We start from the raw sequence: 23,952 nt of genomic DNA on the forward strand, positions 1-23,952 counted from the left end.
TCAGGCGCGACGATAGTGCGCCAGCTTGTCTTCGTCGAGCGCGATCCCCAGCCCGGGCCCTTGCGGCAGGTGCAGCGCAAAGTCGCGGTACACCGGCCGCTCCAGCACGATATCGTCCTTCAGCAGCAGCGGGCCGAACAGCTCGGTGCCCCACGCCAGTTGCGGCAACGTGGCGAAGCCGTGGGCCGCGGCGATGGTGCCGACGCTGCCTTCCAGCATAGTGCCGCCATACAGCGCGATGCCGGCCGCGTCGCCGACCGCGGCGGTGCGCAACATGCCGAAGATGCCGCCGGACTTGGCGATCTTCAGCGCGAACACGTCGGCGGCGCCGAGGCGGGCCAGTTCCATCGCGTCCTCGGGACCGCACACGGCTTCGTCGGCCATGATGGGCACGATAAAGCGCGCCGCCAGCCGGGCCAGCGCGGCGCGCTGCTCGCGCGGCGTGGGCTGCTCGATCAGGTCGATGCCGGCGGCTTCCAGCATGGCGATGCCGGTGGCGGCATCCGCTTCGTTCCAGGCCTGGTTGACGTCGACGGTGACCCGGGCACGGTCGCCCAGCGCGCGCTTGATCGCCGACACATGGGCCACGTCCTCGCGCACGCTGCGCCGGCCGATCTTGAGCTTGAAGGTGTCGTGGCGGCGCTCGGCCAGCAGGCGCTCGGCCTCGTCGATGTCGCGCGCGGTATCGCCGCTGGCCAGCGTCCACAGCACCGGCAGCGTTTCACGCACGGCGCCGCCCAGCAGCGTCGCCAGCGGCACGCCCAGGCGCTTGCCCTGCGCGTCGAGCAGCGCGGTCTCCAGTGCCGACTTGGCGAAGCGGTTGCCGCGCGCCACCTTGTTCAGCCGCGCCATGGCGGCGTGCACGTTGGTGGCATCCTGCCCCAGCAACGCCGGCGCCAGGTAAGTGTCGATAGTCAGCTTGATGCCCTCGGGGCTTTCATCGCCGTAGGACAGGCCGCCGATGGTGGTGGCCTCGCCGATGCCTTCCACGCCGTCGGTGCAGCGCAGGCGCACGATCACGAGGGTCTGCCGCTGCATGGTCGCCATGGCGAGCTGGTGCGGGCGGATGGTCGGCAGGTCGACCAGGATGGCCTCGATCGACTCGATGGCCGTGGAACTGGATTGTGTCGCCACTTTCATACCTTCCTGATGCAGTTGAACGTTGCATCGGAGTATGGATGGCTATTTTTCAGCTGTCCAAGACCGTTGTCGTCTGATTTGATACCTCAAAAGTATGGATTGTAGACGGCGCCTTATTCCTTGGACGATTGGGTCGAGTGCTACCACCCGGACGTGAAGTTCTGGATGCCGTGCTGGGACGACGACGGCAAGCTGGTCACCGACCCGCAACGCGGCGTGACGAAGGAGGGCAACAACATGAGAAGCTCCGCACGATTCGCCGGGAAGGCAATGATCGTCACCGGCGCCGCGCCGGGCATCGGCCGCGGCGTGGCGCTGGCCGCCGCCGCAGAGGGCGCGTCGGTCGCGCTGGTCGACCGCTCGGCGCTGGTCGATGAAGTCGCCGCCGGGATCGTTGCCGCCGGCGGCAAGGCCATCGCCGTGCATGCCGACCTGGAAACGTTTGCCGGCGCCACGCAGATGGCGCAGGCCGCCGAAGCCGCCTACGGCCGCATCGACTTCCTCGTCAACAACGTCGGCGGCACGATCTGGGCCAAGCCCTACCAGTTCTACGAAGAGGACCAGGTCGAAGCCGAGATCCGGCGCTCGCTGTTTCCGACGCTGTGGTGCTGCCGCGCGGTGCTGCCGGGCATGGTCGAGCGCCGGCAGGGCGTGATCGTCAACGTGTCGTCGATCGCCACCCGCAGCATTCACCGCGTTCCTTATGCGGCGGCCAAGGGCGGCGTCAATGCGCTGACGGCCAGCCTGGCCTTCGAACACGCGCACGAAGGCATCCGCGTCAACGCCATCGCCACCGGCGGGACCGAGGCGCCGCCGCGCAGGATTCCGCGCAACACCGAAGCGCAGAGCGAGCAGGAGGCGGGCTGGTACCAGGCCATCGTCGACCAGACCCGCGAGAGCAGCCTGATGCACCGCTATGGCACGATCGACGAACAGGTGCATGCGATCCTGTTCCTGGCATCGGACGAAGCGTCCTACATCACCGGTACGGTCTTGCCGGTCGGTGGCGGCGACCAGGGCTGAGCGCGAGCGGTTGAGCCAGCCAGTCCGGCGCGGCTGGAGAACACGCGCTCGCCTATAGTGAACGCAGCCATGCAGCAGCCGGTCCTCGGGGGCTGCAGCGGCCACGGGAGGCGAGCCATGCGGATTGCGTCGATCGACACCATCGTGCTGCGCGTGCCATTCACGGTCGGCGGGGTCTCCGCCGCCGGCGTGTGGGGCGGGGCGGGTTTGCAGGCCGCCGATTCGCTGCTGGTCAAGGTGACCACGGACGACGGCATCGTGGGCTGGGGCGAAACCTTCGGCTTTATCGGCATCCCGATGGTCAAGGCGGCGCTCGACGAACTGCTGGCGCCCGCGTGCCTCGGCATGGATGCCACGCAGCCCGAGGCGCTAAGCCTGGACCTGCAGCGCCGGTTCCACGTCTTCGGGCGCAGCGGCGCCATCATGTACGGGCTGTCGGCGCTAGATATCGCGCTGTGGGACATCTGCGGCAAGGCCGCCGGCCTGCCGCTGTACCGGCTGCTGGGCGGAACGCGGCGGGAACAACTGACGGCGTATGCCAGCCTGATCCGCTACGCCGACCGTGAGACGATCGCGGCCAACACGCAGCGCGCGATCGCCGACGGCTACCGCAGCATCAAGCTGCACGAGGTCGACCTCGCTGTCGTACAGGCCGCGCGCGAGACGGCCGGGCCCGATATCGAAATCACGCTCGATGTGAACTGTCCGTGGTCGCTGGCCGAGGCCATCGACATGGCGCGCGCACTGGCGCCGCTGTCGCTGCGCTGGCTCGAGGAGCCGCTGTGGCCACCGGAGAACTACGCCGGCCTGGCCGCGTTGCGCCGGCAATGCGGCATTGCCGTGGCGGCGGGCGAGAACGCCTCGACGCTGATGGACTTCCACCAGATGCTCGGCGCCGGCGCGGTCGACGTCATCCAGCCGAGCCCGGCCAAGATGGGCGGCATCAGCCCGCTGCGCAAGGTGTTCGCGCTGGCCGAGGCGCACAACACGCAGGTGATGGTCCACACCTTCTACGACGGCCCCGGGCTGCTGGCCAGCATCCATGCCACGGCGGCGCTGGGCGATGCGCGTGCCATGATCGAATGGCGCTACTTCGACATGGAGGCCCGGGTGCTCGGCGATGCGGTGGTGCCGCGGGACGGGATGATTCGGGTGCCAGACGGGCCGGGTCTGGGCATCGATCCCGATCCGGAGGTGATCCGGCGCTACCGGGTCGGATGAAAGGCATCACCCCGAACAGCGCGTGCACCAGTTCCGTGCCTGTCCTGGGCTGGCGACGTCGGCAATCCAACGCAGGCAAAGTTGCCTGCGGCCCAACGGTCTCCGGGAAGTGCAGGGCCGGTACCAACACTACACCCATTCCGCCACACCGGCGTCCGCGAGTGGCTTGGCTAGCCGCCGGCGTCGATGCCCGCGCCGCACACCCAGAAATGTCATGCGAGGCAGGTACGCTGCACATCCCGCACGGCCTGGCAGCAAACTTGCTTGTTGATTGCATCTGGCCGACAGGGGACATCCATCCGTTGGGAGAAGCCATGCATCAAGCACGCATCACCGCGCACAAAGGGATTCTGGTCGTCGAACTGGTGCCTGACCCGGCAAACGGCGACGGCACCTCGACCGACAAGCTCCGCAACCTGGCCACGGTCATCCATGACACAGGACGGCACCTCGGCGTTTCAGAGGAAGCCCTGGCGCTGCTGAAGATGGTGAAGCGCGGCCTCGACCGCATCGGCGACTTTGCCTGGTTCAGCAGCGACGACGGCAAGGATCACTTCGCCTGGCTGGGCGGCCCGAAGCGGCTGGTGAGTCCGACGTCGGTGGCGGCTGCCCGCGACTACGCGATCCTTGCCCACCGGGTGATTCCGAACCAGGTGCCGGACGGCGCCAGGATGGCGATCGAGACGAACTTCTGAGTGCGGCGCCGCGCGCACCGGTGTCGAGACTGGCGTGAGGGGAAGCCATCACGGCCCAAAGCGCCGTGCTGTGGCTGGAATGCCAGCGGGTCCATTTGGTATACTTCAACGCAACTTCCTGGCCCTTTGCCGGGCCACAAATACCAACGACCCGCCATGACCCAACCGCAGAAGCAAAGCATGGCCGCCGAGATCCGGGCGGCCATCGAGGCCGAGATCGAAAGCGGTGCGTTGCCTCCCGGTACGCCGCTGGACGAGCGCAGCCTGGCAGAGCGCTTCGGCGTATCGCGCACGCCGGTGCGGGAGGCGCTGCAGCAACTCGCCGTGCAGAATCTCGTGCGCATCGCCCCGCGCGTAGGGGTCTTTGTCTCGCGCATGTCGATCACACAGTTGCGGGAAACGCTGGAACTGCTTGGCGAGCTGGAAGCGGTTGCCGCCAAGCTCGCCGCGCGCCGCATGGACGACGAGCAACGCCTCCAGCTCAAGGCCAGCATGCAGCAGTGCGCCGAGGCGTTCTCCCAGGAAGACGGCAAGAAATTCGCCGAGGCCAATGCCGGCTTTCATGACCTGGTCTACGCCGGCAGCCACAACGAATACCTGGTCGAGCAGATCCAGGGCATCCGCCGGCTGATGCAGCGCTACCGGCCGAAGATCTTCCTGACCCAGGGCCAGCGCCAGCGTGCGCTCGCGGACCACCAGCGCCTGGCCGATGCCATCCTGAGCGGCGACGAGGCCGCGGCGCATGCGGCCATGCTGGAACATGCGCCGGTCGGCACCACCGGGTTCTCGGAGTTCCTGTCGACGCTGCCGATGAGCTACCTCGAAACCGACAGCGGACCGGCCGCCGGCATGGCGCCCGCGACCGCCGGCAAGCGAGGCCGGCGCGCCGCGACGGAAGACGAGGGCGAAGCCAGGCCGCGCGCCCGGCGCATGCCGGGCCGCGTCAGCACGGCCTGACTGACGCGCCTCGCCGCCGCTCAGAAGCGGTGCCGTATGCCGGCGGCGACGCCGAACTGGCTGTCCTCGCTGGGCGCGATCCGGTAGGCCGCCGTGGCCCCGTTGAAGTTCTCGAAGTTGAGCGCCGCGTTCTTGGTGAAGGCTGCGCTGAGGTAGACGTCGGTGCGCTTGGACAAGCTGTAGTCGGCGATCATCGTGACCTGCCACGGGTTGGCCGGATCGCCCGCGGCGCCATAGACCGACCTGAGGTTGTCGTAGTAGACCGCGCCGGTCAGCTGCAGCGCCGGAGTGGCCTGGAAATTGAGGGCGAACCACCAGAGGTCGTCGCGCCCGATGGCGCCGGGCGTCGCGACATCGTTCTTGCCGTAGCGGTACGCGGCCTGGGCCAGCAACTGCGGCGTGACCTGGTAGCGCAGGCCCAGTGCTGCCTTCTGCGTCCGCTGGTAGTCGCCCGCCACCTTCGCGCTGTTCACATTGTCATAGGCCGCCGCAATGCCGAACGATCCGATGCGGTAGTCCACGCCGGCACCGTAGCCCGCGGATCCCGTCATCGAGCCCGGCTGCTCGCCAAAACTCCAGTGCAGTTCCGTGGACAGCGGGCCGAAGTCGCCGTGGTACTTCGCCATATTGTCCTGGCGCAGCCCGACGCCGGCGATGGTGGTCACCGGTTCGTACAGGGTCGCATACGCGGTGGGCGAGTAGTTGGCCATGGTCAGGAACAGCGACGAGTATTGCCGGCCGAAGGTCAGCTTGTGCCCGCCGGCCGCGAGTCCGACCCAGGCCTGGCGCCCGAACAGCCGGCCGCCCTGCGTGGAAATGCCGGTGTCGACGCTGAAGCCGCTTTCCATCGCGTAGATCGCCTGCTTGCCGCCGCCCAGGTCTTCCACCCCGCGCAGGCCCCAGCGGCTCGGCGACAGGCCGCCTGAGCTGAGCGCTACCTTTGACTTGCCGTCCGGCTGCCCCGTCGCGAGGTTGTTGTTGCTGTACTCGATGTTGGCATCGACCACGCCGTACAGCGTGACCGAAGCTTGCGCCGTGCCGGCCAGGCCGGCCAGGGCGCACGCGATGCCGATGGTGCTTTTTTTCATTGCTTTTCTCCTCCAGGATGAACGGATTGCGCGGCTGATCCCGCCGCTGCACCGGGGTGCCATTGCATCAACGGCATGAACAAAATGGCCGGAAACGGCGTTTTCCGGCGGCACGGACCCGCGCCCGAGGCGCAGCCCAGGCAGGGCTGCAATCCATCGGACGCATCGGACGGTGTCGGGGTGGCGAGGGGTGGAAAACTCAGGCCGGCACGAGGCCCGGCTCGAGGTCAGCGAAGCGACGGCCTTCGCGCGCCAGGCGTTGAAGCAGCGGGGACGGGGTCCACCAGTAGCCATGGCGGGCATGGAAGCGCTCGATATCCGCGCAGACGCTGGCCAGTCCCAGCTGGTCCGCCAGGTACATCGGTCCGCCGCGGTGCGCCGGGAAGCCGTAGCCGGTCACGTACACGATGTCGATATCGCTCGCGCGCAGCGCAACGCCCTGTTCGAGCAGTTTCGCGCCTTCATTGATCATGCCGTACAGGCAGCGCTTAAGGATCTCTTCCTCGTCAACCGGCTGGCGCGCGATGCCCAGCCTGGCGGATTCGTCGACGATAAACTGCTCGACCGCCGGGTCGCGTTGCGGCGTGCGGCTGCCTTGTTCGTAGCGATACCAGCCCGCACCGGACTTTTGGCCCAGGCGTCCCATCTCGGTCAGCTTCAGGATCAGGTCGTTCCAGCGCCGGTCGGTGGGGCGGGTGGCCAGCTGCGCCTTGCGGGTCTGGTAGCCCACGTCGTTGCCGGCCATGTCATGCACGGCGAAGATCCCCATCGCATAGCCGAAGCGTGTCAGCGCCTGGTCGACTTCATGCGGCAGCGCGCCTTCCTCCAGCAGGAAGTGCGCCTCGCGCGTGTAGTTGCGGAACAGCGCGTTGCCGATAAAGCCCGGATAGACGCGGGCGAGCACCGAGACCTTGCCCAGGCGGCGTCCCAGCTCCATCAGCGTCGCGATCACGTCCGGCGCAGTCTGCTGCGCGCGCACGACCTCAAGCAAACGCATGACATGGGCCGGGCTGAAGAAATGCGCGCCGACCACATCCTGCGGCCGCTGCGTGACCGCGGCGATGGCGTCCACATCCAGCCCCGAGGTATTGGTGGCCAGGATCGCACCGGGCTTGGCCAGCGCATCGAGCTTGCGGAAGATGTCCTGCTTGAGCGCCATGTCTTCGAACACGGCTTCCACGATCAGGTCGGCTCGTGCCACGTCGGCGAGCTCGACCGAGCCGCGGATCCGCGCAAGCCGCTCGTCCATCTGCGCCTGCTGCAGCCGGCCGCGCGCGACGCTGCCCGCATAGTTGTCGCGCACGCGCTGCAGGCCACGCTCCAGCGCGGCAGGCTCGGCATCGATCACCGTCACGGGAATGCCGGCATTGGCAAGCGCCATGGCGATGCCGCCGCCCATGGTGCCGGCGCCGATCACGGCCACGTGTTCTACCGGGCGCAGCGGCAGTTCCGCCGCAATGTCGGGAATCCTGGAGGCTTCCGCCTGCGCCAGGCGGATGTGGGTCTCGGCGGCGTCGCGTTCCGGCTGGGTCACGGCGTTGCCGGCAAGGGCAGGGGTGGGGTTTGTCATGGCCTCAGTCCTGTTTGCCTGCCGGGGAGACCAGCGGCTGGGCCCGCCCTTCGACGAATTCGCGCAGCCGCTCGGCGGTTTCGGGGGAACGCTCCATGTTCGAGTTCAGGTACTCCATGAACAGGCCGTCGTCATGCGACAGGTCGTTGATGCGCGGCAGCACATTGGTGATGCGCCAGTTGGTGTCGGGCGTATTGCGGGCGATCCTGGCGGCCAGCTCGCGCGCCTTGTCCAGCGCCTGCCCGGCCGGCACAACGTAGCGCACGATGTGCTCGCGCTCGCCCTCGGCCGCCGACAGCAGGCGGCCGGTCAGCATCATGTCGGCCATCACGGTGTAGCCCACCACGCGCTGCACGCGCACCGTTCCGCCGCCGCCGACAAAGATGCCGCGCTGGCCTTCGGGCAGGCCGAAGAAGGCGGATTCATCCGCCACGCGCACGTGCGCCGCGGTGGCCAGCTCCAGCCCGCCGCCGACCACCGCGCCATGCAGTGCGGCCACGAACGGAATGGGACCGCGCGCGATGATGTCGAACACGGTGTGCCAGGAATGCCGCTGGCGCTTGCGTGGCCGCGGGGCGTTGGCGAGGGCGCCGGCCGCGCGCGCCAGCGCTTCCTTCAGGTCCAGGCCCGCGCAGAAGTTGCTGCCATGGCCAAACAGCACGCCGACGCTGGCTTCTTCGCCGGCGCGCACCACGGCATCGCGCAGCGCCCACACCACGTCTTCATTGATGGCGTTGCGCTTGTCGGGGCGGTTGAGGCCGATCAGCGCGACCGGCCCGTCGAGTTCATAGGTAACCAGTTCAGTGCTCATAATGGGAGTTCCAGTTGGCAGGAGCGGATATCGCTCGTTCGTTCATTCGATCGGTGGATGGGGGCGGTCACAGGTCCAGCACCAGCTTGCGGCTCCTGGCGCCGGAGCAGCAGATCATCATGCGTTGGTTCGCGGTCTTGTCCGCCTCGCTGAGCACCAGGTCGCGATGGTCCGGCACGCCGTCGAGCACGCGCACCTCGCAGGTGCCGCAGATGCCCTCCTGGCACGAATACGGCGGCTCGATGCCCTGGCCGAGCAGGCAGTCCAGGATGGTCTGGCCCGCCTGCACTTCGACGCTGCGGCCGCTGCGGGCCAGCTCGACGGTGAAGCCGCCCTCGGTGGCGGCGCTCTCGCGCGCCGCGAAGTACTCGCGGTGGACCTGCGCGGGCGGCAGGCCGGTAGTGGCCTGCTCGAACGCTTCCAGCATCGGCAGCGGGCCGCAGCAATAGACATGGGCGCTGGCCGGCAGCGCACGGACGATGCCGGCGATATCCAGCATGCGCCCGCCGGGCTCGCGGTCGAAGCACAGCTGCACTTCGGCGTTGGCGTCATCGCGCAGCGCCTGCACGGCGTCGAGGAAGCCGGCATTGCGGCGCGTGCGCGCTGCGTAGTGCAGCTGCCAGTGCCGGCCGAGCGCCTGCAGGCGGCGGATCATGCCGAGGATCGGCGTAATGCCGATGCCGCCCGCGATAAACACACTCAGCGCGGCCGACTCCTCGAGCGGGAAGTTGTTGCGTGGGGCGCTGATCGCCAGCGTATCGCCGGGGCGCAGCACCTCGTGCAGGTAGCGCGAGCCGCCGCGGCTGTTCGGGTCCTTGTTCACGCCGATCACGTAGCGGTGCCGCTCGTGCGGCGCGTTGAGCAGCGAGTAGTTGCGGATCAGGCCATTGGGCAGGTGCACGTCGACATGGGAGCCGGCCGAGAACGGCGGCAGCGCCTTGCGCGGCGGCTCGGGCCACAGCTCGTAGCTCAGGATGCCGTCGGCCTCCCAGGCCATGGACTTGACCCTCACCTGCAGTGTTTCGGAATTGCTCATGGTGCTTCCTTCGGTTCTTCCTGTCGGAACGCTGTCATTCCGGGCGGAAGCCGGACGACCTGATGATGGGTTCCCACGTCGCCAGTTCGGCGCGCTGCCGGCGGGCCATGTCCGCGGCGTTGAGGTAGTCGGGCACGACCGACAGGCGCTGCATCAGGAACGTCGCGGTCCCGGGTGCGGACAGGATCTTGCGCAGGGCTTGCTGCATGCGCTCAAGTTCGGCCGGCGGGGTCCGGGCGGGCGCCCACATCGCGGTCCAGCCTTCGGCGAACGGCATGTTCACGCCTTGCTCGGCCATGGTCGGGATCTCGGGCGCCAGCGGCGATCGCTTCGGGCTGAAGATGCCGATCACGCGGACCTTGCCGCTGCGGTGGTACTTCATCATGTCGTCCAGCAGCGTGACGGCCGCGGGCACATGGCCGCCCACCAGGTCGGTGATCATCGGCGGGGTACCCTTGTAGGGCGCCGCGGTCAGCGTGATGCCGGCCGCCCGCGCGAACTGCATGCCGAGGAAGTGGTTCTGCCCGCCCAGCCCGGGCGTGCCGAAGGCCTCGGCTGGATGGCTTTTGGCCCAGCGGATGAACTCCTGCGCGTTCTTGCCGGTATCCGGGCGCACGGCCATGCCCAGCGGGTATGACACCAGCCCGGCCACCGGCGCGAAGTCGCGCCACAGGTCCCACTTGAGCTGCTTGCCGAACACCAGGGTCTGGAAGGTCGGCGTCGCGTTGGGGGCGATCATGTAGGTCAGGCCGTCGGGCCTGGCCGCCATCAGCATATCGGCCGCGATGCGGCCGCCCACGCCGACATGGCTTTCGATGATGACGGGCTGGTCCAGCAGCGCGGGCAGCCGGTCGGCGAAGTAGCGGGCGATCGCGTCGGTGCCGCCGCCGGGCGGCAGCCCGAGCAGAATACGGATCACGGGTTTGCCCTGCATGCCGGCATGCGCCGCCGCGGGGGCGGCTGGGGCGGCTGGGGCGGCTGGGGCGGCTGGGGCGGCGATGGCGGCACAGGCCGCCAGCAACAGCCGGCGTCGGCACATGCTTGTCATGCTTGTCTCCGTTTCTCTTTGTCTTTGTTTTCCGTGCCGGCGCGCTTCAGCCCGCCTGGGTCAGCACGCGCCAGTCCGTGCCGGCGGGCAGCACGCCGCCCACCGATACCGCTTGCGCGTAGTCGAGCTCGGGGCTGTCCGCCAGCGTGGGGGTCTTGCCGGCCATGAACTCGCGCACGGACTTCAGCAGCGCCTGGCGCACGCGCAGCACGGCGCCGTCGGCCGAGCACAACTGTTCGGTGGTGCGGTCGGCGATCGGGCCCTGGCCCAGGAACATGGCGAAGTCTTCGGTCCCCAGGTGCTGCGGGAAGCCGGTGGCGTGGCCGCGCCGCATCAGGTCGCGGTTCTGTCCCCAGTTGTTGTCGGGGCCGCCCGGCGGCAGCGGCGGGAAGTCCCACACGTCCGGCGTGGCCGACATCACCGTCATGCCCAGCGGCCGGTGCGGATTGAAGTGGACGAACCAGGCGCGGTGCGTGACGTCGTCGACAGGCGTCGAGAAGAACACCGTGCCGGGACCCTTCGCGTCGGGGGCGCAGATGATCCCGTACCACGGCATCACGAAGTTGTTGACGCGGGCATAGACCTTGTCGTCGGCCAGGGGGCGGATGGCCGCATAACGGTAGCCGTAGGGCCGGTCCTCGAATTCCAGCCGCGGCGCCAGGGCCTGCGTCATGTGCAGGCGCTCGTTGCCGGAGCCGGCGCTGATCTGCGTGGTGGACTCGTGCAGCACGCCGACATGCGAAGAATCCATCGAGGCTTCCACGCCTTGGACCCAGTTGGTCGGCACTTCCTGGCTGGTGACCGAGCGCTGGTCTTCCGGCAGGGTGGTAAATGGCAGGTCGGGGAACTTCGGCGCTTGCTCGCCCTTGCCCAGCCACACCCAGACGATGCCGCCGCGCTCCTCCACCGCATAGCGGTTGACGCGCACGTGCTTGCAGAACTGCGCCTGCTCGCCGGTGTGGTTGGGCGCCTCCACTACCTCGCCGCGGGTGTTGAGCTTCCAGCCGTGGAAGATGCAGCGCAGGCCGTTGTCTTCGTTGCGGCCCATCAGCAACGAGGTCTTGCGGTGCGGGCACAATTCGTCGACCACGCCCACGCTGCCGTCGGTGGCGCGGAAGGCCGCATAGTTGCTGCCCAGCAGGCGCACGCGCACCGGCGCGCCGTCTGCCACCAGCTTGGCCGACGGCACCGCCGGCAGCCAGTAGTGCTGGCGGATCATCTCGCCCATCGGCGCGCCGCCCTCGACGCGGGTGAGCAGGTCGTTGTCTTCGCGGGTCATTGCCATGTCAGCACTCCTCGTCCTTGCGGAAGGCGCGTGAGTAGAGGCGGGTGCAGTTGCACTCGAAGATATTGCGGCGCTGTTCCTCGGTCAGCCAGTCGATGCTTTCGATCACCGGCTTCATGTCGTCGAAGTCGCGGCCCGAGACCGGGTCGCGCGCGCTACCCGTGCCGGGCTTCTCGGTGCCAAACAGCACGTTGTCGGTGCCGGCCACCTTGAGCAGCAGCTCGATCGCCTCGCGCGAGTAGTTGCAGGTGTCGAAGTACAGGTGCCTGAGCTGGTCGTCGAAACTGGTGGCTTCGCCCTTGCGCACGTTCCACGCGCGGAAGCGGCCCATCTGGTAGGGAATCGCGCCGCCGCCGTGTGCCACCACGATCTTCAGGTCCGGGTACTTGTCGAACACCTTGGCGCCCAGCAGCGAGACGATGGCGATGCTTTCCTCGTTGATGAACTTCAGCGTGTACGACTCGCGCGCGCTGCAGCTGCCCGCGGAGTGGATCAGGCCCGGCACGTCCAGTCGCGTCATGGCGTCGTAAAGCGGATGCCAGAACGGGTCGCCCAGCCCCGGCGGGGTCGGGCCTTCGCCTTCGGTGGGATCCGGATTGATCAGGCAGCCGACAAAGCCCAGTTCCTTGACGCAGCGTTCCAGCTCGGGCACCGCGCGCAGCGCCGGCGATTCGTCCATGTACTGGGGCAGGCCCGCCACGCCGCGGAAGCGGTCGGGGAACAGCTCGACGAAGCGCGCGATCAGGTCGTTGCAGTGGCGCGACCACAGTTCCGTGACGCGGCCGGGCTTGACCGAATGCATCTGCAGGTAGGGGCGTGGCGAGATGAACTGCACGTCGGTGCCGACGTTGTCCATGCTGCGCACCAGCTCCTCGGCGACCTTGCGCACCGATTCATCGGGGATGCGCGGCGTGGTCGAGGGGTTGGCGCGGCCGCCGACCAGTTCCGCCATGTAGCGGAAGCTTTCGGGGGGCATGACGATGTGGGCGTGGGAATCGATGATCATGGGTTTCAGCCTTGGGTATCGCTGGCCACCACGGCCAGGCATTCGAGTTGCAGCAACATGCCGTGCTGGAGGTCGTGCACGACGATGTGCCGCGCGGGGCGGTCGCGCGGGTCCGGGAAGCAGCGCAGCCATGCGCCGTTGATGGCATCGCGCACGCTGTCGTCCTTCACGTACACGGTGAGCTTGAGCACATCGGCGAGCGAGGCACCGCCGGCATCGAGCACGCCCTGCAGGTTGTGGAAGGCGAGCGCGGCCTGCGCGGCGGCGTCTGGCGGCAGCTCGCCGGTGCGCGCATCCTTGCCGGCGATCGCCGACGTGCAGATCAGGTTGCCCACGCGCGCGCCGACCGGGATCGGAGCCTTGTGCGCGAGGCCGGGAACATCGAGTGAGCGAGCCGGGCGGGTCATGGAGTCCTCTGTCAGGAGATGTCGGCGCCGTGGTCGCCGTCGAAGAAATGGCGGGGCACGGTGGCCAGGAATTCGGAAAAGCCGGTGGTGCCGGCCGGCACGTGCAGCAGCATCGCCTTGCCGGCCTGGGTTTCGTCGCCGGCCTGGATGGCGCGGGCGATCTGCTGGTGGTCGTGCAGCGACCTGGCGATCTGCGCCGGGCTGATGAAGTCGCGCGTGCGGTAGCGCTGCAGGCGCCGGCGCGCGTGGCGGATGTGGTCGGCCAGGAAGTCGTTGCGGCTGCCGGCATAGATGGCCTCGTGGAACACCACGTTGGCGGCCGCGTAGCCGGCGGCGTCGCCGCTGTCGGCGGCTGCCTGGCAGCAGCGCAGACCCTCGTCCAGCGCCGCCTGCACGGTTTCGTCGATGCGCCGCGCGGCCAGCCTGGCGCTCAGCGCCTCCAGTTCTCCCACGTACTCGAGCATCGCCCGCACCCTGGCGATCGACATGCGCGCCACCGTGGCGCCCTGGCGCGGCGACATGCATACCAGCTCGCGCGCGGCCAGTTGCTGCAGCGCCTCGCGCACCGGCGTGCGCGACACGCCGAAGCGGTCTGCCAGCGCGCGCTCGTCCAGCAGCGCGCCGGGCGTCAGCACACCCTTCTCGACCTCATCCTCGAGCGTGGCCCGTATGTCGTTGGCCAGGCCGGCACGTGCCGGGGCGTCAGCAGCGCCGGTGCCTGCCGTCGGGGCGGGCGTGTGCGGGTGAGGAGTGTGCGGAGTCATCGGCGTTTCTTTCTGTCGGGGCGAAGCCAGCTCTGTATGCGAAAAAATATACAACACATGATTTGTGGTATGCAAACAGAGATTTCAGGCATCCAGTTAGGTTGAGGCTGATACGCCGCTGGCAAAGTGCTGGTTTCGGGCCCATCGATGCATGCCGTCGCCGCCTCGGCAAGCTGTTGCTCCGGCTCGGAATTCGCAGCAAAGCCTTTGCTGGTGCGGAAAGCGCGTCCTAATCTGTTGCTGCGGAAGCGGCCTGGGAAGCAGTGCCTTCGGCGCCGCGCCGCGCTCGGGTGCGCAATCTTCGCCTAGGGAAAACACCGATCGGTGAATGCCAAGAAATTTATGTGGTGTGTTGAAATTGGTGTTCTGGTATGCCAGAATGAATTCAACCAACCCGGTCACGAACCAACCATGGCTGCGTGGGGCCTGTATGGCCCGGGCCGCACCATCCAACTGGAAGCTGCAATTCCATGAACAGTCACACTCCCGCCCCTGCATCCGAACTGGTGCCGGTGGATCGCATCCTGAAGCCGCGTTCGATCGCCATCGTCGGCGCCTCGGCGGACCCGAGGTCGTTTGGCGGCTTCGTGCTCGATAACCTGGAGCGCTTCGGCTATGCCGGCGCCATCCACCTGGTCAGCCGCAGCAGTACCGAGATCAACGGCCGTGCCTGCGTGAAGAGCGTGGATGAACTGCCGGAAGGCATCGACCTGGCCGTGCTGGCGATTCCCGAAGCCGGCGTGCTGGATGCCGTGCGGGCGCTGGCCGAGCGCCGTGCCAGCGCGGCGGTGTTGTTTGCCTCGGGCTATGCCGAGACCGGCGACGAAGGCCGTGCGAAGCAGGAGGAGCTGGCTGCCGCCGCGCGTGCGGCCGGCATCCTGCTGCTGGGCCCCAACTGCATGGGCTTCACCAACTTCGAGGCCGGCGTGCCGGTGACCTTCGAGCCGGTGCAGCCATATCCCTGCGGCGGCCGTCCCGGCATCGGCGTGGTGGCGCAGAGCGGCGCGATGGCGGCCAACCTGCGCGATGCCTTCATCGGCCGCGGGTTGCCGATGACCGCCACGGTGTCCACGGGCAACGAGGCGTCGGTCGGCATCGAGGACGTGCTCTCGTATTACATCGCCGATCCGCAGACGCGCGTCATCGCGGTCTACGCCGAGCAGGTGCGCAGGCCGGGCCTGTTCCTGCAGCTGGCGCGCACAGCCCGCGCCGCCGGCAAGCCCGTGGTGATGCTGATGCCGGGCCGCAGTGCGCGGGCGCGCGAGGCCGCGCAGTCGCATACCGGCGCGCTGGCCGGCGACCACGCCACGGCGTCGGTGCTGCTGGCGCGCGAGGCGGTGGTGCTGGTCGATGCGCTCGACGAACTGTTCGACACAGCGGCGATCCTGCTGCGTTTTCCGGTTCCGCCCAGCGGCGGGCCGGCCTTTATGACCGGATCGGGTGCGATGAAGAACATCGCGCTCGACTTCTGCGACGGACTCGGCCTGGAGCTGCCGGCGCTGACCGCGCCGACCACGCAGCGCCTTACCGAAATGCTGCCCGGCTATGCCGTCGCGGAGAATCCGCTGGACTACACCACCATCGGCGTGCGCCAGCCCGGCCTGATCGGCGACATCCTGCTGACCATGCTGGCCGATCCCAACATCGGCAGCATCGTGCTGGGCATTCCGGCCGGCCCGGAGGTGGCCCAGCGCGACAAGGCCGAGCACATCGTGCCGGCGCTGGCCCGCGCGGACAAGCCGGCGGTGCTGGTGGTGACCGGCGACAGCGGACCGATCGAACCGTTCTTCGTGGAGGCGATCCGCGCCAGCGGCGTGCCGTTCTTCCGTTCGCCGGACCGCGCGCTGCGCGCGCTGGCGCGCGTGGCCGCCTACGGCGAGGCGCTGCAGCGTGCGCACCGTGCCACGCAGGGCCCGCCACGGGCGCTGCCGCTGCCCGGCCCGGTGCCACCCTCGGGTGTGTTTGCCGAGTACCAGGGCAAGGCCTGGCTCGCCGGCGCCGGGCTGCCGGTGCCGCAGGGTGGCCTCGCCGCCACCGCGGACGAGGCCGTCGCAGTGGCCGCGCGCATCGGCTATCCGGTGGTGATCAAGGCGCAGGCCAGCGAGCTGCCGCACAAGAGCGACGTCGGCGGCGTGATCGTCGGGCTGGCGGGCGAGGCGGCCTTGCGTGCCGGCTGGCAGCAGCTGCACGACAACATCGGCAAGCACCGTCCCGGCCTGCGCCTGGACGGCGTGCTGGTCGAGGCCATGGGCCCGCGCGGGCTCGAACTGGTGGTTGGCGCGCGGCGCGATGCCGACTGGGGGCCGGTGGTGCTGGTGGGCCTGGGCGGCATCTGGATCGAGGCGCTGAAGGACGTGCGGCTACTGCCGGCCGACCTGGCCGAGGCCGACATCCTGCAGGAACTCGGCCGGCTGAAGGCGGCATCGCTGCTGCGCGGCATCCGTGGCGCGGCTGCGGTCGACACCGCGGCCATCGCCAAAGTGGTCGCGCTGATCGGCGAGCAGATGCGGGCCAATCCCGGGCTTGCGGAGATCGACATCAATCCGCTGGTGGCCTACCCGGACCGCGTGCTGGCGCTGGATGCGCTGGTGGTCCTGCAGCCGCAGGCGGTGGTCATGAAGCCGCACGCATGAGGCAAGCACGATGAGACTGACATTTTCCCCCGCAGAAGAAGCCTTTCGCCAGGAAGTGCGCGCCTTCGTGAAGGCGCACCTGCCGGCCGCCATCAAGCGCAAGGTCGAACTCGGCCTGCGCCTCGAACACGCCGACTACGTGACCTGGTTCCGCATCCTGGAAGCGCGCGGCTGGCTCACGCCGGGCTGGCCGGTCGAGGACGGCGGCCCGGGCTGGACCCACGTGCAGCGCTACCTGTTCGACGAAGAGACCATGCTCGGCGGCGCGCCGCGCATCATCGCCAGCGGTATCCAGATGCTGGGCCCGGTGCTGATTGCCTTCGGCACGCCCGAGCAAAAGGCCAGATACCTGCCGGACATCCGGCAGAGCAATACCTGGTGGGCGCAGGGTTTCTCAGAGCCGGGAGCCGGTTCGGACCTGGCAGCGGTGCGCACGACGGCGGTGCTGGAATCCGACGGCAAGCATTTCGTCGTGAACGGGCACAAGGTGTGGACCTCCTACGCGCACTGGTGCTCGATGATGTTCGCGCTGGTCCGCACCGATCCCGATGCCGCCAAGCCGCAGGAGGGCATCTCCTTCCTGCTGATCGACATGAAGTCGCCCGGCGTGGAAGTGCGCCCGATCCGCATGCTCGAAGGCGGCACCGACCTCAACGAGTGCTACCTGGACAACGTGCGCGTGCCGGTCGAGAACCTGGTCGGCGAGCTGCACAAGGGCTGGTCCTACGGCAAGTACCTGCTGGGCCATGAGCGCACCGGCATCGCCGGCATCGGCTCGTGCAAGCAGCAGCTCGAGCGGGCACGTGCGCTGGCGGTGCAGCAGGGACTGGAGCACGACGCGGTACTGCAGTCGCGGCTCGCGCAGTTCGAGATCGAGCTGATGGCGCTGGAATTCACCGCGCTGCGCCTGCTGAGCCCGAACCAGCAAAGCCGCGTGCCGGCCGTCGAGGCCTCGATGCTGAAGGTGCGCGGCACCGAATTGCGCCAGGCCATCTATGAGCTGCTGGTGGAAATCGCCGGCCCGCATGCGGTGCCGTTCGACGAGGCCGCGCTGCTGGGTGGTGCCGGTGATGGCGCGGACGCAGCCAGCCCGCCGGAGCTCGCCGCGCTGGCGGCCAACTACCTCGATGCGCGCAAGCTGTCGATCTACGGCGGCGTCAATGAAGTGCAGCGCAACCTGATCAGCAAGGCCTTCCTTTCGGCCTGACACCGTACCCGACCATGGATTTTTCTCTTAGCGACGAACACCTGGCGCTGCGCGATGCGGTGCGCCGATTCTGCGACGGCGAGTATCCCGCCCACCAACGCGGCGAGGCCGAGCCGGCGGAACTGGCCGCCGCGCGCTGGGCCGGCATGGCCGATCTGGGCCTGCTCGGGCTGCCGCTGGCCGACGATGTCGGCGGCAGTGCGCAGGGCCCCGTGGAAATGATGCTGGTGGCGCAGGAACTCGGCCGCGCGCTGGGTGGCGCGGGCTGGCTCTCCAGCGTGGTGCTGGCCGGCCAGCTGCTGGACGAGGCGGGCAGCCAGGCCCAGCGACAACGCTGGCTGCCGGCCCTCGCCGGAGGCGAAGCGCGCATGGCGCTGGCATGCAGTGAAGCCGATGCGCGCTACGACCTGTCCCGCGTCACCACGCTGGCGCGGCGCGATGGCGCTGGCTGGGTGCTGGACGGCACCAAGACCCTGGTGCTGGAGGCCGGCAGCGCGGACGTGTTTCTGGTTGTCGCGCGCACCGCCGGCGATGCCGACGATGCTGCGGGCCTCTCGCTCTTTCTGGTCGAGGCGGGCACTTCGGGCCTTTCGCTCAGGGAATTCAGCACGCTCGACGGGCGCCGCGCCGCACACCTGACGCTGCGTGGCGTGCGCGTAGCGGCCGTTGCCCTGGTGGGAGAGGCCGGCGCAGCGCTGCCACTGGTCGAGGCCGCCACCGACCGCGCCAGCGCCATGCTGTGCGCGGAGGCGGTGGGCGCGCTGGAAGCGCTGATCGAGCTGACTGCCGAGCAGCTCAAGACCCGCAAGCAGTTCGGCTCCACGCTGGCCAAGTTCCAGGTGCTGCAGCACCGCATCGCCGACATGCTGATCGCGCTGGAGCAGGGCAAGTCGATGGCCTGCGCGGCCGCCATGGCGGTGCAGGAAGGCGAGCCGGCACAACGGCGCCGGCTGGTGTCCGCGGCCAAGGTGCTGGCCGGCCAGGCCGGCCGCCAGCTCGGGCAGTGGGCCATCCAGATGCACGGTGCCATGGGCATGACCGACGAATGCCGCGTGGGGCACTACGCCAAGCGGCTGATGGTGATCAACCAGCTGTTCGGCGACGCCTCGCATCACCTGCGCCGCTTCGGCGGACAAGCGTAGCCGCCCGGACGGCGCATCCAAAACGATAAAAGGAGACAAGGCATGGCCATTTTCAAGACCCTCAGGACGGTGTGCTGCGCGCTGGCGCTGGGCTTCTGCCTCGCGGCCCACGCCCAGGAAAAGCCGCCGATCCGGCTGCTGGTGGGCTTTCCGCCGGGCGGCTCCACCGATACCGTCGCCCGCGTGCTGGCAGACAAGCTGCAAGGCGTGCTCGGCCAGGTGGTGATCGTCGACAACAAGCCCGGCGCGGGCGGCCGCATCGCCACCGGCATGCTCAAGCACAGCGCGCCCGATGGGCTGACCTATATGGTCGCGCCGAATGCCACCGCGATCTTCCCGACGCTGCTCTATCCGCCGGCAACGCTCAAGTACGACCTGCTGACCGACCTGAGCCCCGTCGCCGTGGTGATTTCCTACCCGCTGGCGCTGGTGGTGAGCAGCCAGACCGGCGTGACCAACGTCAGGGAATACGTGGCCTGGCTCAAGGCGCATCCCAAGGAAACCGTGTTCGGCAGCGCCGGCCTTGGCGGCCAGACGCACTTTACCGGGCTGCAGTTCGGCAAGGCAGCCGGCGTGCCGCTGAACGTGGTGCCGTACAAGGGCAACGGGCCGCTGGCGACAGACCTGATCGGCGGCCAGCTGGCCGCCGCGGTGATGACCGCCGGCGACATCCTGCCGCACACGCGCGGCGGCAAGGTGCGCATCATCGGCGTGTTCGGCGCCAGGCGCTCGCCGTTGCTGCCCGACGTGCCCACGGTGGCCGAGCAGGGCGTCAAGGTAGATGCCGGCGAGGCCTGGACCGGCGTCTGGGCGCCGGCGAAGACGCCCAAGGCCGAACTCGAACGCATGCAGACGGCGCTCGGCAAGGTGCTGGCCATGCCCGACGTGCGCAGCATGCTGGAAGAAAAGGCGGTGCTGCAGCCGGACTACCGCGACGCCGCGGACCTGGACCGCCTGCAGCGCAAAGAGCTGGCCTACTGGGGCCCCGTCATCAAGGCCAGCGGCTTCAAGCCCGAACAGTGACCCCTCCATCCATCCCGCTATGACTCTGAACGGATCCGCATACATCGTGGGGGCCTACGAGCACCCCACCCGCAAGGCCGACGATCTTTCCGTTGCCCGCCTGCACGCCGACGTCGCCCTCGGGGCGCTGGCCGATGCCGGCCTCTCGGCGAGCGATATCGACGGCTACTTCTGCGCCGGCGATGCGCCGGGGCTCGGCACCACCACCATCGTCGAATACCTCGGCCTGCGCCCGCGCCACGTCGATTCCACCGAATGCGGCGGCTCGGCGCCGATCCTGCACGTGGCCCACGCCGCCGAGGCGATTGCCGCGGGGCGCTGCAACGTGGCGCTGATCACGCTGGCCGGGCGCCCCCGCGCGGCGGGCGCGGCGCTCTCGCTCAAGGCGCCGGACCCGGACGCGCCGGAGCTGGCCTTCGAGTTGCCGTTCGGGCCGGCCACGCAGAATCTGTATGGCCTGGTGGCCCGGCGCCACATGCACGAATTCGGCACCACCAGCGAGCAGCTGGCGTGGATCAAGGTTGCCGCCTCGCACCATGCCCGGCACAACCCGCACGCGATGCTGCGCAATGTGGTGACGGTGGAAGACGTGGTGAATTCGCCCATGGTCTCGGATCCGCTGCACCGGCTCGACTGCTGCGTGATGAGCGACGGCGGCGGCGCGCTGATCGTGGCGCGTCCCGAGATCGCCAGGCAGCTCAAGCGCCCGCTGGTCAAGGTGAAGGGCGCTGGCGAGGCACCCAAGCACGCCATGGGCGGCAAGATCGACCTGACCTGGTCCGCGGCCGCGTGGTCCGGCCCCGCGGCATTCGCCGAAGCCGGGGTGACGCCGGCCGACATCAAGTACGCATCGCTCTACGACAGCTTCACCATCACCGTGCTGATGCAGCTGGAAGACCTCGGCTTCTGCAAGAAGGGCGAGGGTGGCAAATTCGTCGCCGACGGCGGCCTGATCTCCGGCGTGGGCAGGCTGCCTTTCAACACCGACGGCGGCGGGCTGTGCAACAACCACCCGGCCAATCGCGGCGGCGTTACCAAGGTGATCGAGGCCGTCCGCCAGCTGCGCGGCGAAGCGCATCCCGCCGTGCAGGTCAAGAACTGCGACCTGGCGCTGGCCAGCGGCATCGGCGGCGCGCTTGCCTCGCGCCACACCGCGGCCACGCTCATCCTGGAAAGGGTTTGAAACCATGAGCACCACGACTACCAACACCGCCGCGCGCAGGATCCCCGCGCCGCGCACGCTGGCAGAGAGCCTTCCTTTCTGGGAGGCCGCCGACCAGGGCCGCCTGCTGGTCAAGTTCTGCCTGGACTGCGGCGAGGCGCATCACTACCCGCGCGACGTCTGTCCGCACTGCCAGTCCCTGCGCACCGAATGGCGCGAGGCCAGCGGCCACGGCACGGTCTATTCGTACAGCACCATGGGGCGGGCCGAGGCGGCCTACACGCTGGCCTTCATCCAGCTCGACGAGGGCGTGACCATGATGAGCAACCTGGTGGACTGCGATCCGCGCGAGCTGGCCATCGGCCAGCGCGTGCGGGTGGTGTTCAGGGCGAGCGATGGCGGCCACGCGGTGCCAATGTTCACACCCGCATGACCTGGGAGAGCTTGAAGATGGAAGACAACGCAACCAATCCCCGGCAGGCGGAGCCGAAGCGCCACGGCCCCTTGTCGCGCTTCACCGTGATCGACGCCTCGCGCGTGCGGGCCGGCCCCACCGCGGTGCGGCTGTTCGCCGACATGGGCGCGCGCGTGATCAAGCTGGAGATCCCGCCCGGCGCACCCGGCGGCGACGACATGATCGGCGGGCGCGACCACAACCGTGCCGACTACGAGAACCTGCACCGCAACAAGGAAAGCCTGACGCTCAACATGAAGTCGCCGCAGGGCGTGGCGATCCTGCATGACCTGGTCCGGCGCGCCGATGTCTTCATCGAGAACTACCGGCCGGACGTGAAGCATCGCCTTGGCATCGGGCCCGATGCGCTGCGCGAGATCAATCCGCGCCTGGTCTACGCCAGCATCTCCGGCTTTGGCCAGGACGGCCCCTATGCGGGCTGGCCGGGCTTTGACTCCATCGCGCAGGGCATGGGCGGCCTGATGAGCGTGACCGGCAAGCCGGGCGAAGGGCCGATGCGGGTAGGCATTCCCATTGCCGACCTGTGCGCGGGCCACTTCTGCGCCATGGGCATCCTGACCGCGCTGCTCGAACGCGAAGCGTCGGGCCAGGGGCAGTGGGTGCAGACCTCGCTGCTGGAAGCGCAGATCGCCATGCTGGACTTCCAGGCCGCGCAATGGCTGATCGACGGCAAGGTGCCGGCGCAGAGCGGCAACGAGCATCCGCTCACCGTGCCCACCGGCGTGTTTGCCACGCGGGACGGCTACCTCAATATCGCCGCGATCGGGCAGACCATGTGGAAGCGGCTGTGCGAGGCACTCGACGTGCCGCATCTCGTCGACGAGCCGGGCATGGGCTCGGACCCGGAACGCGTGCGCAACCGCGACCAGGTCAATGCGGCAGTCGCCGCCGCGCTGCGCGGGCGCACCACCGCGGAATGGACCGAGCGCCTGCTCAAGGCCGGCGTGCCGTGCGGGCCGATCCACGGCATCGACCAGGTATTCGCCGACGCGCAGGTGCGCCACCTGGGCATGGCATGGCCGATGCGGCATGCGGAACTGGGCGAGGTCTCGCTGGTGGGCCAGCCCATGCGCCTGTCGCGCTATCCGCGCGAAGCGCCGCCGCGCATGGCGCCCGAACAGGGCGGCGACACCGACACCATTCTCGCGGAGCTTGGCTACAGCGCGGCGCGCATCGCCGAACTGCGCGCGGCATTCATCGTCTGATCGAAGGACATTTCCATGGCAAAAATCGTTGCCGCATTCGGCTCTTCACACAGCATCATGCTGGCCGCCCAGCGCGAGGACTGGCAATACGGCTTCCCGCAGGTCGATCCCAAGAACCCGTATTACTTCGACCGCGCGGGCGAGCCCACCACCTACGAGAAGCTGCTTGCCGCGGCGCCGGCCGAGGCCGAGTCCATGGTTACGCCCGATCGCATGGGCGAGCGCTATGACCGTGCCGAGGCCGCCATGGACGAGCTGCGCGAGCGTATCCACGCCGCCCGGCTGGACGTGCTGCTGGTGGTCGGCGACGACCAGACCGAGTTGTTCCGCACCACCAACAACCCGGCCTTCGCGATCTACTACGGCGACACCATCCGCAACGCCAGGCGCGACGTGGGCGCGAACGACGGCTGGTACAAGAAGGCCCGCATGGCGCGGCAAGAGCCCGACGCCGACCGCGACTACCCCGTGCATGCGCCGCTGGCGCGCTGGCTGATCCGCGCGCTGTGCGACCGCGACTTCGACATCACCGCGATGGACGGCCTGGAGCGCGGGCAGTTCGAGGGCCATGCCTTCTCGTTTATCCACCGCCGCTACCTGCAGGACATTTACCGGCCAGTGGTTCCGATCGTGCCGGTGATCGTCAACACCTTCGATCCGCCCAACCAGCCCACGCCGCGGCGCTGCATCCAGCTCGGCACCGCGCTGCGCGAGCTGATCGCCAGCTACCCGGAAGACCTGCGCGTGGGCGTGCTGGCCTCCGGCGGCCTGAGCCACTTCGTGGTGGACGAAACGCTGGACGAAGCCATCATCGCCGCCATCCGCAACAAGGACACCGCCTTCCTGGCTTCGCTCGATCCGAAGCAGCTGCAGGCCGGCAGCTCCGAGATCCGCAACTGGCTGATCGCCGTGGAAGCGGTGCGCGAGCTGGACCTGGAATGGGTCAGCTACGTGCCAGGCTACCGCACCCCCGCGCTGACCGGCACCGGCCTGTGCTTCGCCGCCTGGCGCACGCTGGGCTGACCGGATCCCGCCACACAAGACAAGCCAAGAC

22 protein-coding genes are annotated in these 23,952 nt (G+C 68.7%); 12 read left to right on the forward strand and 10 right to left on the reverse strand.

The features are described from left to right. On the reverse strand, positions 1-1,140 hold the full coding sequence (locus tag IPF36_RS06320; RefSeq protein WP_195427592.1) for a muconate/chloromuconate family cycloisomerase: 1,140 nt from the start codon (positions 1,138-1,140) through the stop codon (positions 1-3). Positions 1,141-1,377: 237 nt separating this feature from the next. Between IPF36_RS06320 and IPF36_RS06325 the strand changes: the two genes are divergently transcribed. The 4 genes from IPF36_RS06325 to IPF36_RS06340 all read left to right on the forward strand — a co-directional run bounded on the left by IPF36_RS06325 (position 1,378) and on the right by IPF36_RS06340 (position 5,036). After that, positions 1,378-2,163: a 1,6-dihydroxycyclohexa-2,4-diene-1-carboxylate dehydrogenase gene (locus tag IPF36_RS06325; RefSeq protein ID WP_195427700.1), complete on the forward strand. Its 786-nt coding sequence runs from the start codon at positions 1,378-1,380 to the stop codon at positions 2,161-2,163. A 117-nt stretch (positions 2,164-2,280) separates the two neighbouring features. Continuing rightward, positions 2,281-3,384 carry a mandelate racemase/muconate lactonizing enzyme family protein gene (locus tag IPF36_RS06330; RefSeq protein ID WP_195427593.1) on the forward strand — a complete coding sequence of 368 codons (1,104 nt, stop codon included), beginning with the start codon at positions 2,281-2,283 and terminating at the stop codon, positions 3,382-3,384. A gap of 314 nt (positions 3,385-3,698) precedes the next feature. After that, the gene (locus IPF36_RS06335; protein ID WP_135705434.1) at positions 3,699-4,079 is read left to right on the forward strand and encodes a hypothetical protein; all 381 of its coding nucleotides are present in this window, start codon (positions 3,699-3,701) and stop codon (positions 4,077-4,079) included. Positions 4,080-4,235: 156 nt separating this feature from the next. Further along, the gene (locus IPF36_RS06340; RefSeq protein WP_135705433.1) at positions 4,236-5,036 is read left to right on the forward strand and encodes a GntR family transcriptional regulator; all 801 of its coding nucleotides are present in this window, start codon (positions 4,236-4,238) and stop codon (positions 5,034-5,036) included. 20 nt (positions 5,037-5,056) lie between these two features. Here IPF36_RS06340 and IPF36_RS06345 read toward each other — a convergent pair whose 3' ends face one another. The 9 genes from IPF36_RS06345 to IPF36_RS06385 form a co-directional block, all read right to left on the reverse strand. Next, positions 5,057-6,124: a porin gene (locus IPF36_RS06345; RefSeq protein WP_195427594.1), complete on the reverse strand. Its 1,068-nt coding sequence runs from the start codon at positions 6,122-6,124 to the stop codon at positions 5,057-5,059. Positions 6,125-6,323: 199 nt separating this feature from the next. Then, positions 6,324-7,694 carry a 3-hydroxyacyl-CoA dehydrogenase gene (locus IPF36_RS06350; protein ID WP_195427595.1) on the reverse strand — a complete coding sequence of 457 codons (1,371 nt, stop codon included), beginning with the start codon at positions 7,692-7,694 and terminating at the stop codon, positions 6,324-6,326. 4 nt (positions 7,695-7,698) lie between these two features. Then, positions 7,699-8,505 carry a crotonase/enoyl-CoA hydratase family protein gene (locus IPF36_RS06355; protein WP_133096398.1) on the reverse strand — a complete coding sequence of 269 codons (807 nt, stop codon included), beginning with the start codon at positions 8,503-8,505 and terminating at the stop codon, positions 7,699-7,701. Between the two features lie 67 nt (positions 8,506-8,572). Beyond that, entirely contained in the window at positions 8,573-9,541 is a 969-nt protein-coding gene (locus IPF36_RS06360; protein ID WP_135705430.1) for a PDR/VanB family oxidoreductase, read from the reverse strand. Positions 9,542-9,575: 34 nt separating this feature from the next. Continuing rightward, positions 9,576-10,589 carry a tripartite tricarboxylate transporter substrate-binding protein gene (locus tag IPF36_RS06365; RefSeq protein ID WP_255519695.1) on the reverse strand — a complete coding sequence of 338 codons (1,014 nt, stop codon included), beginning with the start codon at positions 10,587-10,589 and terminating at the stop codon, positions 9,576-9,578. A 46-nt stretch (positions 10,590-10,635) separates the two neighbouring features. Beyond that, positions 10,636-11,874 (reverse strand): Rieske 2Fe-2S domain-containing protein, encoded by a 1,239-nt coding sequence (locus tag IPF36_RS06370; protein ID WP_195427596.1) that lies wholly within the window; start codon positions 11,872-11,874, stop codon positions 10,636-10,638. Between the two features lies 1 nt (position 11,875). Further along, positions 11,876-12,880, reverse strand: a complete 1,005-nt coding sequence (locus IPF36_RS06375; protein ID WP_133096394.1) for an amidohydrolase family protein — start codon at positions 12,878-12,880, stop codon at positions 11,876-11,878. A gap of 5 nt (positions 12,881-12,885) precedes the next feature. Further along, on the reverse strand, positions 12,886-13,287 hold the full coding sequence (locus IPF36_RS06380) for a RidA family protein (RefSeq protein ID WP_135705428.1): 402 nt from the start codon (positions 13,285-13,287) through the stop codon (positions 12,886-12,888). Between the two features lie 11 nt (positions 13,288-13,298). Further along, positions 13,299-14,051 (reverse strand): GntR family transcriptional regulator, encoded by a 753-nt coding sequence (locus tag IPF36_RS06385; RefSeq protein WP_135705427.1) that lies wholly within the window; start codon positions 14,049-14,051, stop codon positions 13,299-13,301. A 470-nt stretch (positions 14,052-14,521) separates the two neighbouring features. On the opposite strand from IPF36_RS06385, the gene IPF36_RS06390 reads away from it, so the two are divergent. From IPF36_RS06390 to IPF36_RS06425, 8 genes are read left to right on the forward strand one after another with little or no spacing between them, the layout of a single operon-like run. Then, positions 14,522-16,684, forward strand: a complete 2,163-nt coding sequence (locus tag IPF36_RS06390; RefSeq protein ID WP_195427597.1) for an acetate--CoA ligase family protein — start codon at positions 14,522-14,524, stop codon at positions 16,682-16,684. Between the two features lie 10 nt (positions 16,685-16,694). After that, positions 16,695-17,891, forward strand: coding sequence for an acyl-CoA dehydrogenase family protein (locus IPF36_RS06395; RefSeq protein ID WP_195427598.1), 1,197 nt, complete (start codon positions 16,695-16,697; stop codon positions 17,889-17,891). A gap of 14 nt (positions 17,892-17,905) precedes the next feature. Continuing rightward, on the forward strand, positions 17,906-19,033 hold the full coding sequence (locus IPF36_RS06400) for an acyl-CoA dehydrogenase family protein (RefSeq protein WP_195427599.1): 1,128 nt from the start codon (positions 17,906-17,908) through the stop codon (positions 19,031-19,033). Between the two features lie 42 nt (positions 19,034-19,075). Next, a complete protein-coding gene (locus IPF36_RS06405; RefSeq protein ID WP_133096387.1) occupies positions 19,076-20,056 on the forward strand; it encodes a Bug family tripartite tricarboxylate transporter substrate binding protein in 981 nt (326 codons plus the stop codon). Between the two features lie 19 nt (positions 20,057-20,075). Then, a complete protein-coding gene (locus IPF36_RS06410) occupies positions 20,076-21,239 on the forward strand; it encodes a thiolase domain-containing protein (protein ID WP_135705424.1) in 1,164 nt (387 codons plus the stop codon). A 4-nt stretch (positions 21,240-21,243) separates the two neighbouring features. Then, the gene (locus tag IPF36_RS06415) at positions 21,244-21,651 is read left to right on the forward strand and encodes a Zn-ribbon domain-containing OB-fold protein (protein WP_135705423.1); all 408 of its coding nucleotides are present in this window, start codon (positions 21,244-21,246) and stop codon (positions 21,649-21,651) included. Between the two features lie 17 nt (positions 21,652-21,668). After that, a complete protein-coding gene (locus IPF36_RS06420) occupies positions 21,669-22,898 on the forward strand; it encodes a CaiB/BaiF CoA-transferase family protein (RefSeq protein ID WP_133096384.1) in 1,230 nt (409 codons plus the stop codon). Between the two features lie 15 nt (positions 22,899-22,913). Continuing rightward, entirely contained in the window at positions 22,914-23,921 is a 1,008-nt protein-coding gene (locus IPF36_RS06425) for a protocatechuate 3,4-dioxygenase (RefSeq protein ID WP_195427600.1), read from the forward strand. The last annotated feature ends 31 nt before the right edge of the window (positions 23,922-23,952 follow it).

It is taken from the genome of Cupriavidus sp. IK-TO18 (assembly GCF_015549295.1).
Classification (GTDB): Bacteria; Pseudomonadota; Gammaproteobacteria; order Burkholderiales; family Burkholderiaceae; genus Cupriavidus; species Cupriavidus oxalaticus_A.

Excerpts from the sequence above, each read along its gene's own strand:
- IPF36_RS06320 (WP_195427592.1), bottom strand. The coding sequence starts at position 1,140 with ATGAAAGTGGCGACACAATCCAGTTCCACGGCCATCGAGTCGATCGAG.
- IPF36_RS06325 (WP_195427700.1), top strand. The coding sequence starts at position 1,378 with ATGAGAAGCTCCGCACGATTCGCCGGGAAGGCAATGATCGTCACCGGC.
- IPF36_RS06330 (WP_195427593.1), top strand. The coding sequence starts at position 2,281 with ATGCGGATTGCGTCGATCGACACCATCGTGCTGCGCGTGCCATTCACG.
- IPF36_RS06335 (WP_135705434.1), top strand. The coding sequence starts at position 3,699 with ATGCATCAAGCACGCATCACCGCGCACAAAGGGATTCTGGTCGTCGAA.
- IPF36_RS06340 (WP_135705433.1), top strand. The coding sequence starts at position 4,236 with ATGACCCAACCGCAGAAGCAAAGCATGGCCGCCGAGATCCGGGCGGCC.
- IPF36_RS06345 (WP_195427594.1), bottom strand. The coding sequence starts at position 6,124 with ATGAAAAAAAGCACCATCGGCATCGCGTGCGCCCTGGCCGGCCTGGCC.
- IPF36_RS06350 (WP_195427595.1), bottom strand. The coding sequence starts at position 7,694 with ATGACAAACCCCACCCCTGCCCTTGCCGGCAACGCCGTGACCCAGCCG.
- IPF36_RS06355 (WP_133096398.1), bottom strand. The coding sequence starts at position 8,505 with ATGAGCACTGAACTGGTTACCTATGAACTCGACGGGCCGGTCGCGCTG.
- IPF36_RS06360 (WP_135705430.1), bottom strand. The coding sequence starts at position 9,541 with ATGAGCAATTCCGAAACACTGCAGGTGAGGGTCAAGTCCATGGCCTGG.
- IPF36_RS06365 (WP_255519695.1), bottom strand. The coding sequence starts at position 10,589 with ATGACAAGCATGTGCCGACGCCGGCTGTTGCTGGCGGCCTGTGCCGCC.
- IPF36_RS06370 (WP_195427596.1), bottom strand. The coding sequence starts at position 11,874 with ATGGCAATGACCCGCGAAGACAACGACCTGCTCACCCGCGTCGAGGGC.
- IPF36_RS06375 (WP_133096394.1), bottom strand. The coding sequence starts at position 12,880 with ATGATCATCGATTCCCACGCCCACATCGTCATGCCCCCCGAAAGCTTC.
- IPF36_RS06380 (WP_135705428.1), bottom strand. The coding sequence starts at position 13,287 with ATGACCCGCCCGGCTCGCTCACTCGATGTTCCCGGCCTCGCGCACAAG.
- IPF36_RS06385 (WP_135705427.1), bottom strand. The coding sequence starts at position 14,051 with ATGACTCCGCACACTCCTCACCCGCACACGCCCGCCCCGACGGCAGGC.
- IPF36_RS06390 (WP_195427597.1), top strand. The coding sequence starts at position 14,522 with ATGAACAGTCACACTCCCGCCCCTGCATCCGAACTGGTGCCGGTGGAT.
- IPF36_RS06395 (WP_195427598.1), top strand. The coding sequence starts at position 16,695 with ATGAGACTGACATTTTCCCCCGCAGAAGAAGCCTTTCGCCAGGAAGTG.
- IPF36_RS06400 (WP_195427599.1), top strand. The coding sequence starts at position 17,906 with ATGGATTTTTCTCTTAGCGACGAACACCTGGCGCTGCGCGATGCGGTG.
- IPF36_RS06405 (WP_133096387.1), top strand. The coding sequence starts at position 19,076 with ATGGCCATTTTCAAGACCCTCAGGACGGTGTGCTGCGCGCTGGCGCTG.
- IPF36_RS06410 (WP_135705424.1), top strand. The coding sequence starts at position 20,076 with ATGACTCTGAACGGATCCGCATACATCGTGGGGGCCTACGAGCACCCC.
- IPF36_RS06415 (WP_135705423.1), top strand. The coding sequence starts at position 21,244 with ATGAGCACCACGACTACCAACACCGCCGCGCGCAGGATCCCCGCGCCG.
- IPF36_RS06420 (WP_133096384.1), top strand. The coding sequence starts at position 21,669 with ATGGAAGACAACGCAACCAATCCCCGGCAGGCGGAGCCGAAGCGCCAC.
- IPF36_RS06425 (WP_195427600.1), top strand. The coding sequence starts at position 22,914 with ATGGCAAAAATCGTTGCCGCATTCGGCTCTTCACACAGCATCATGCTG.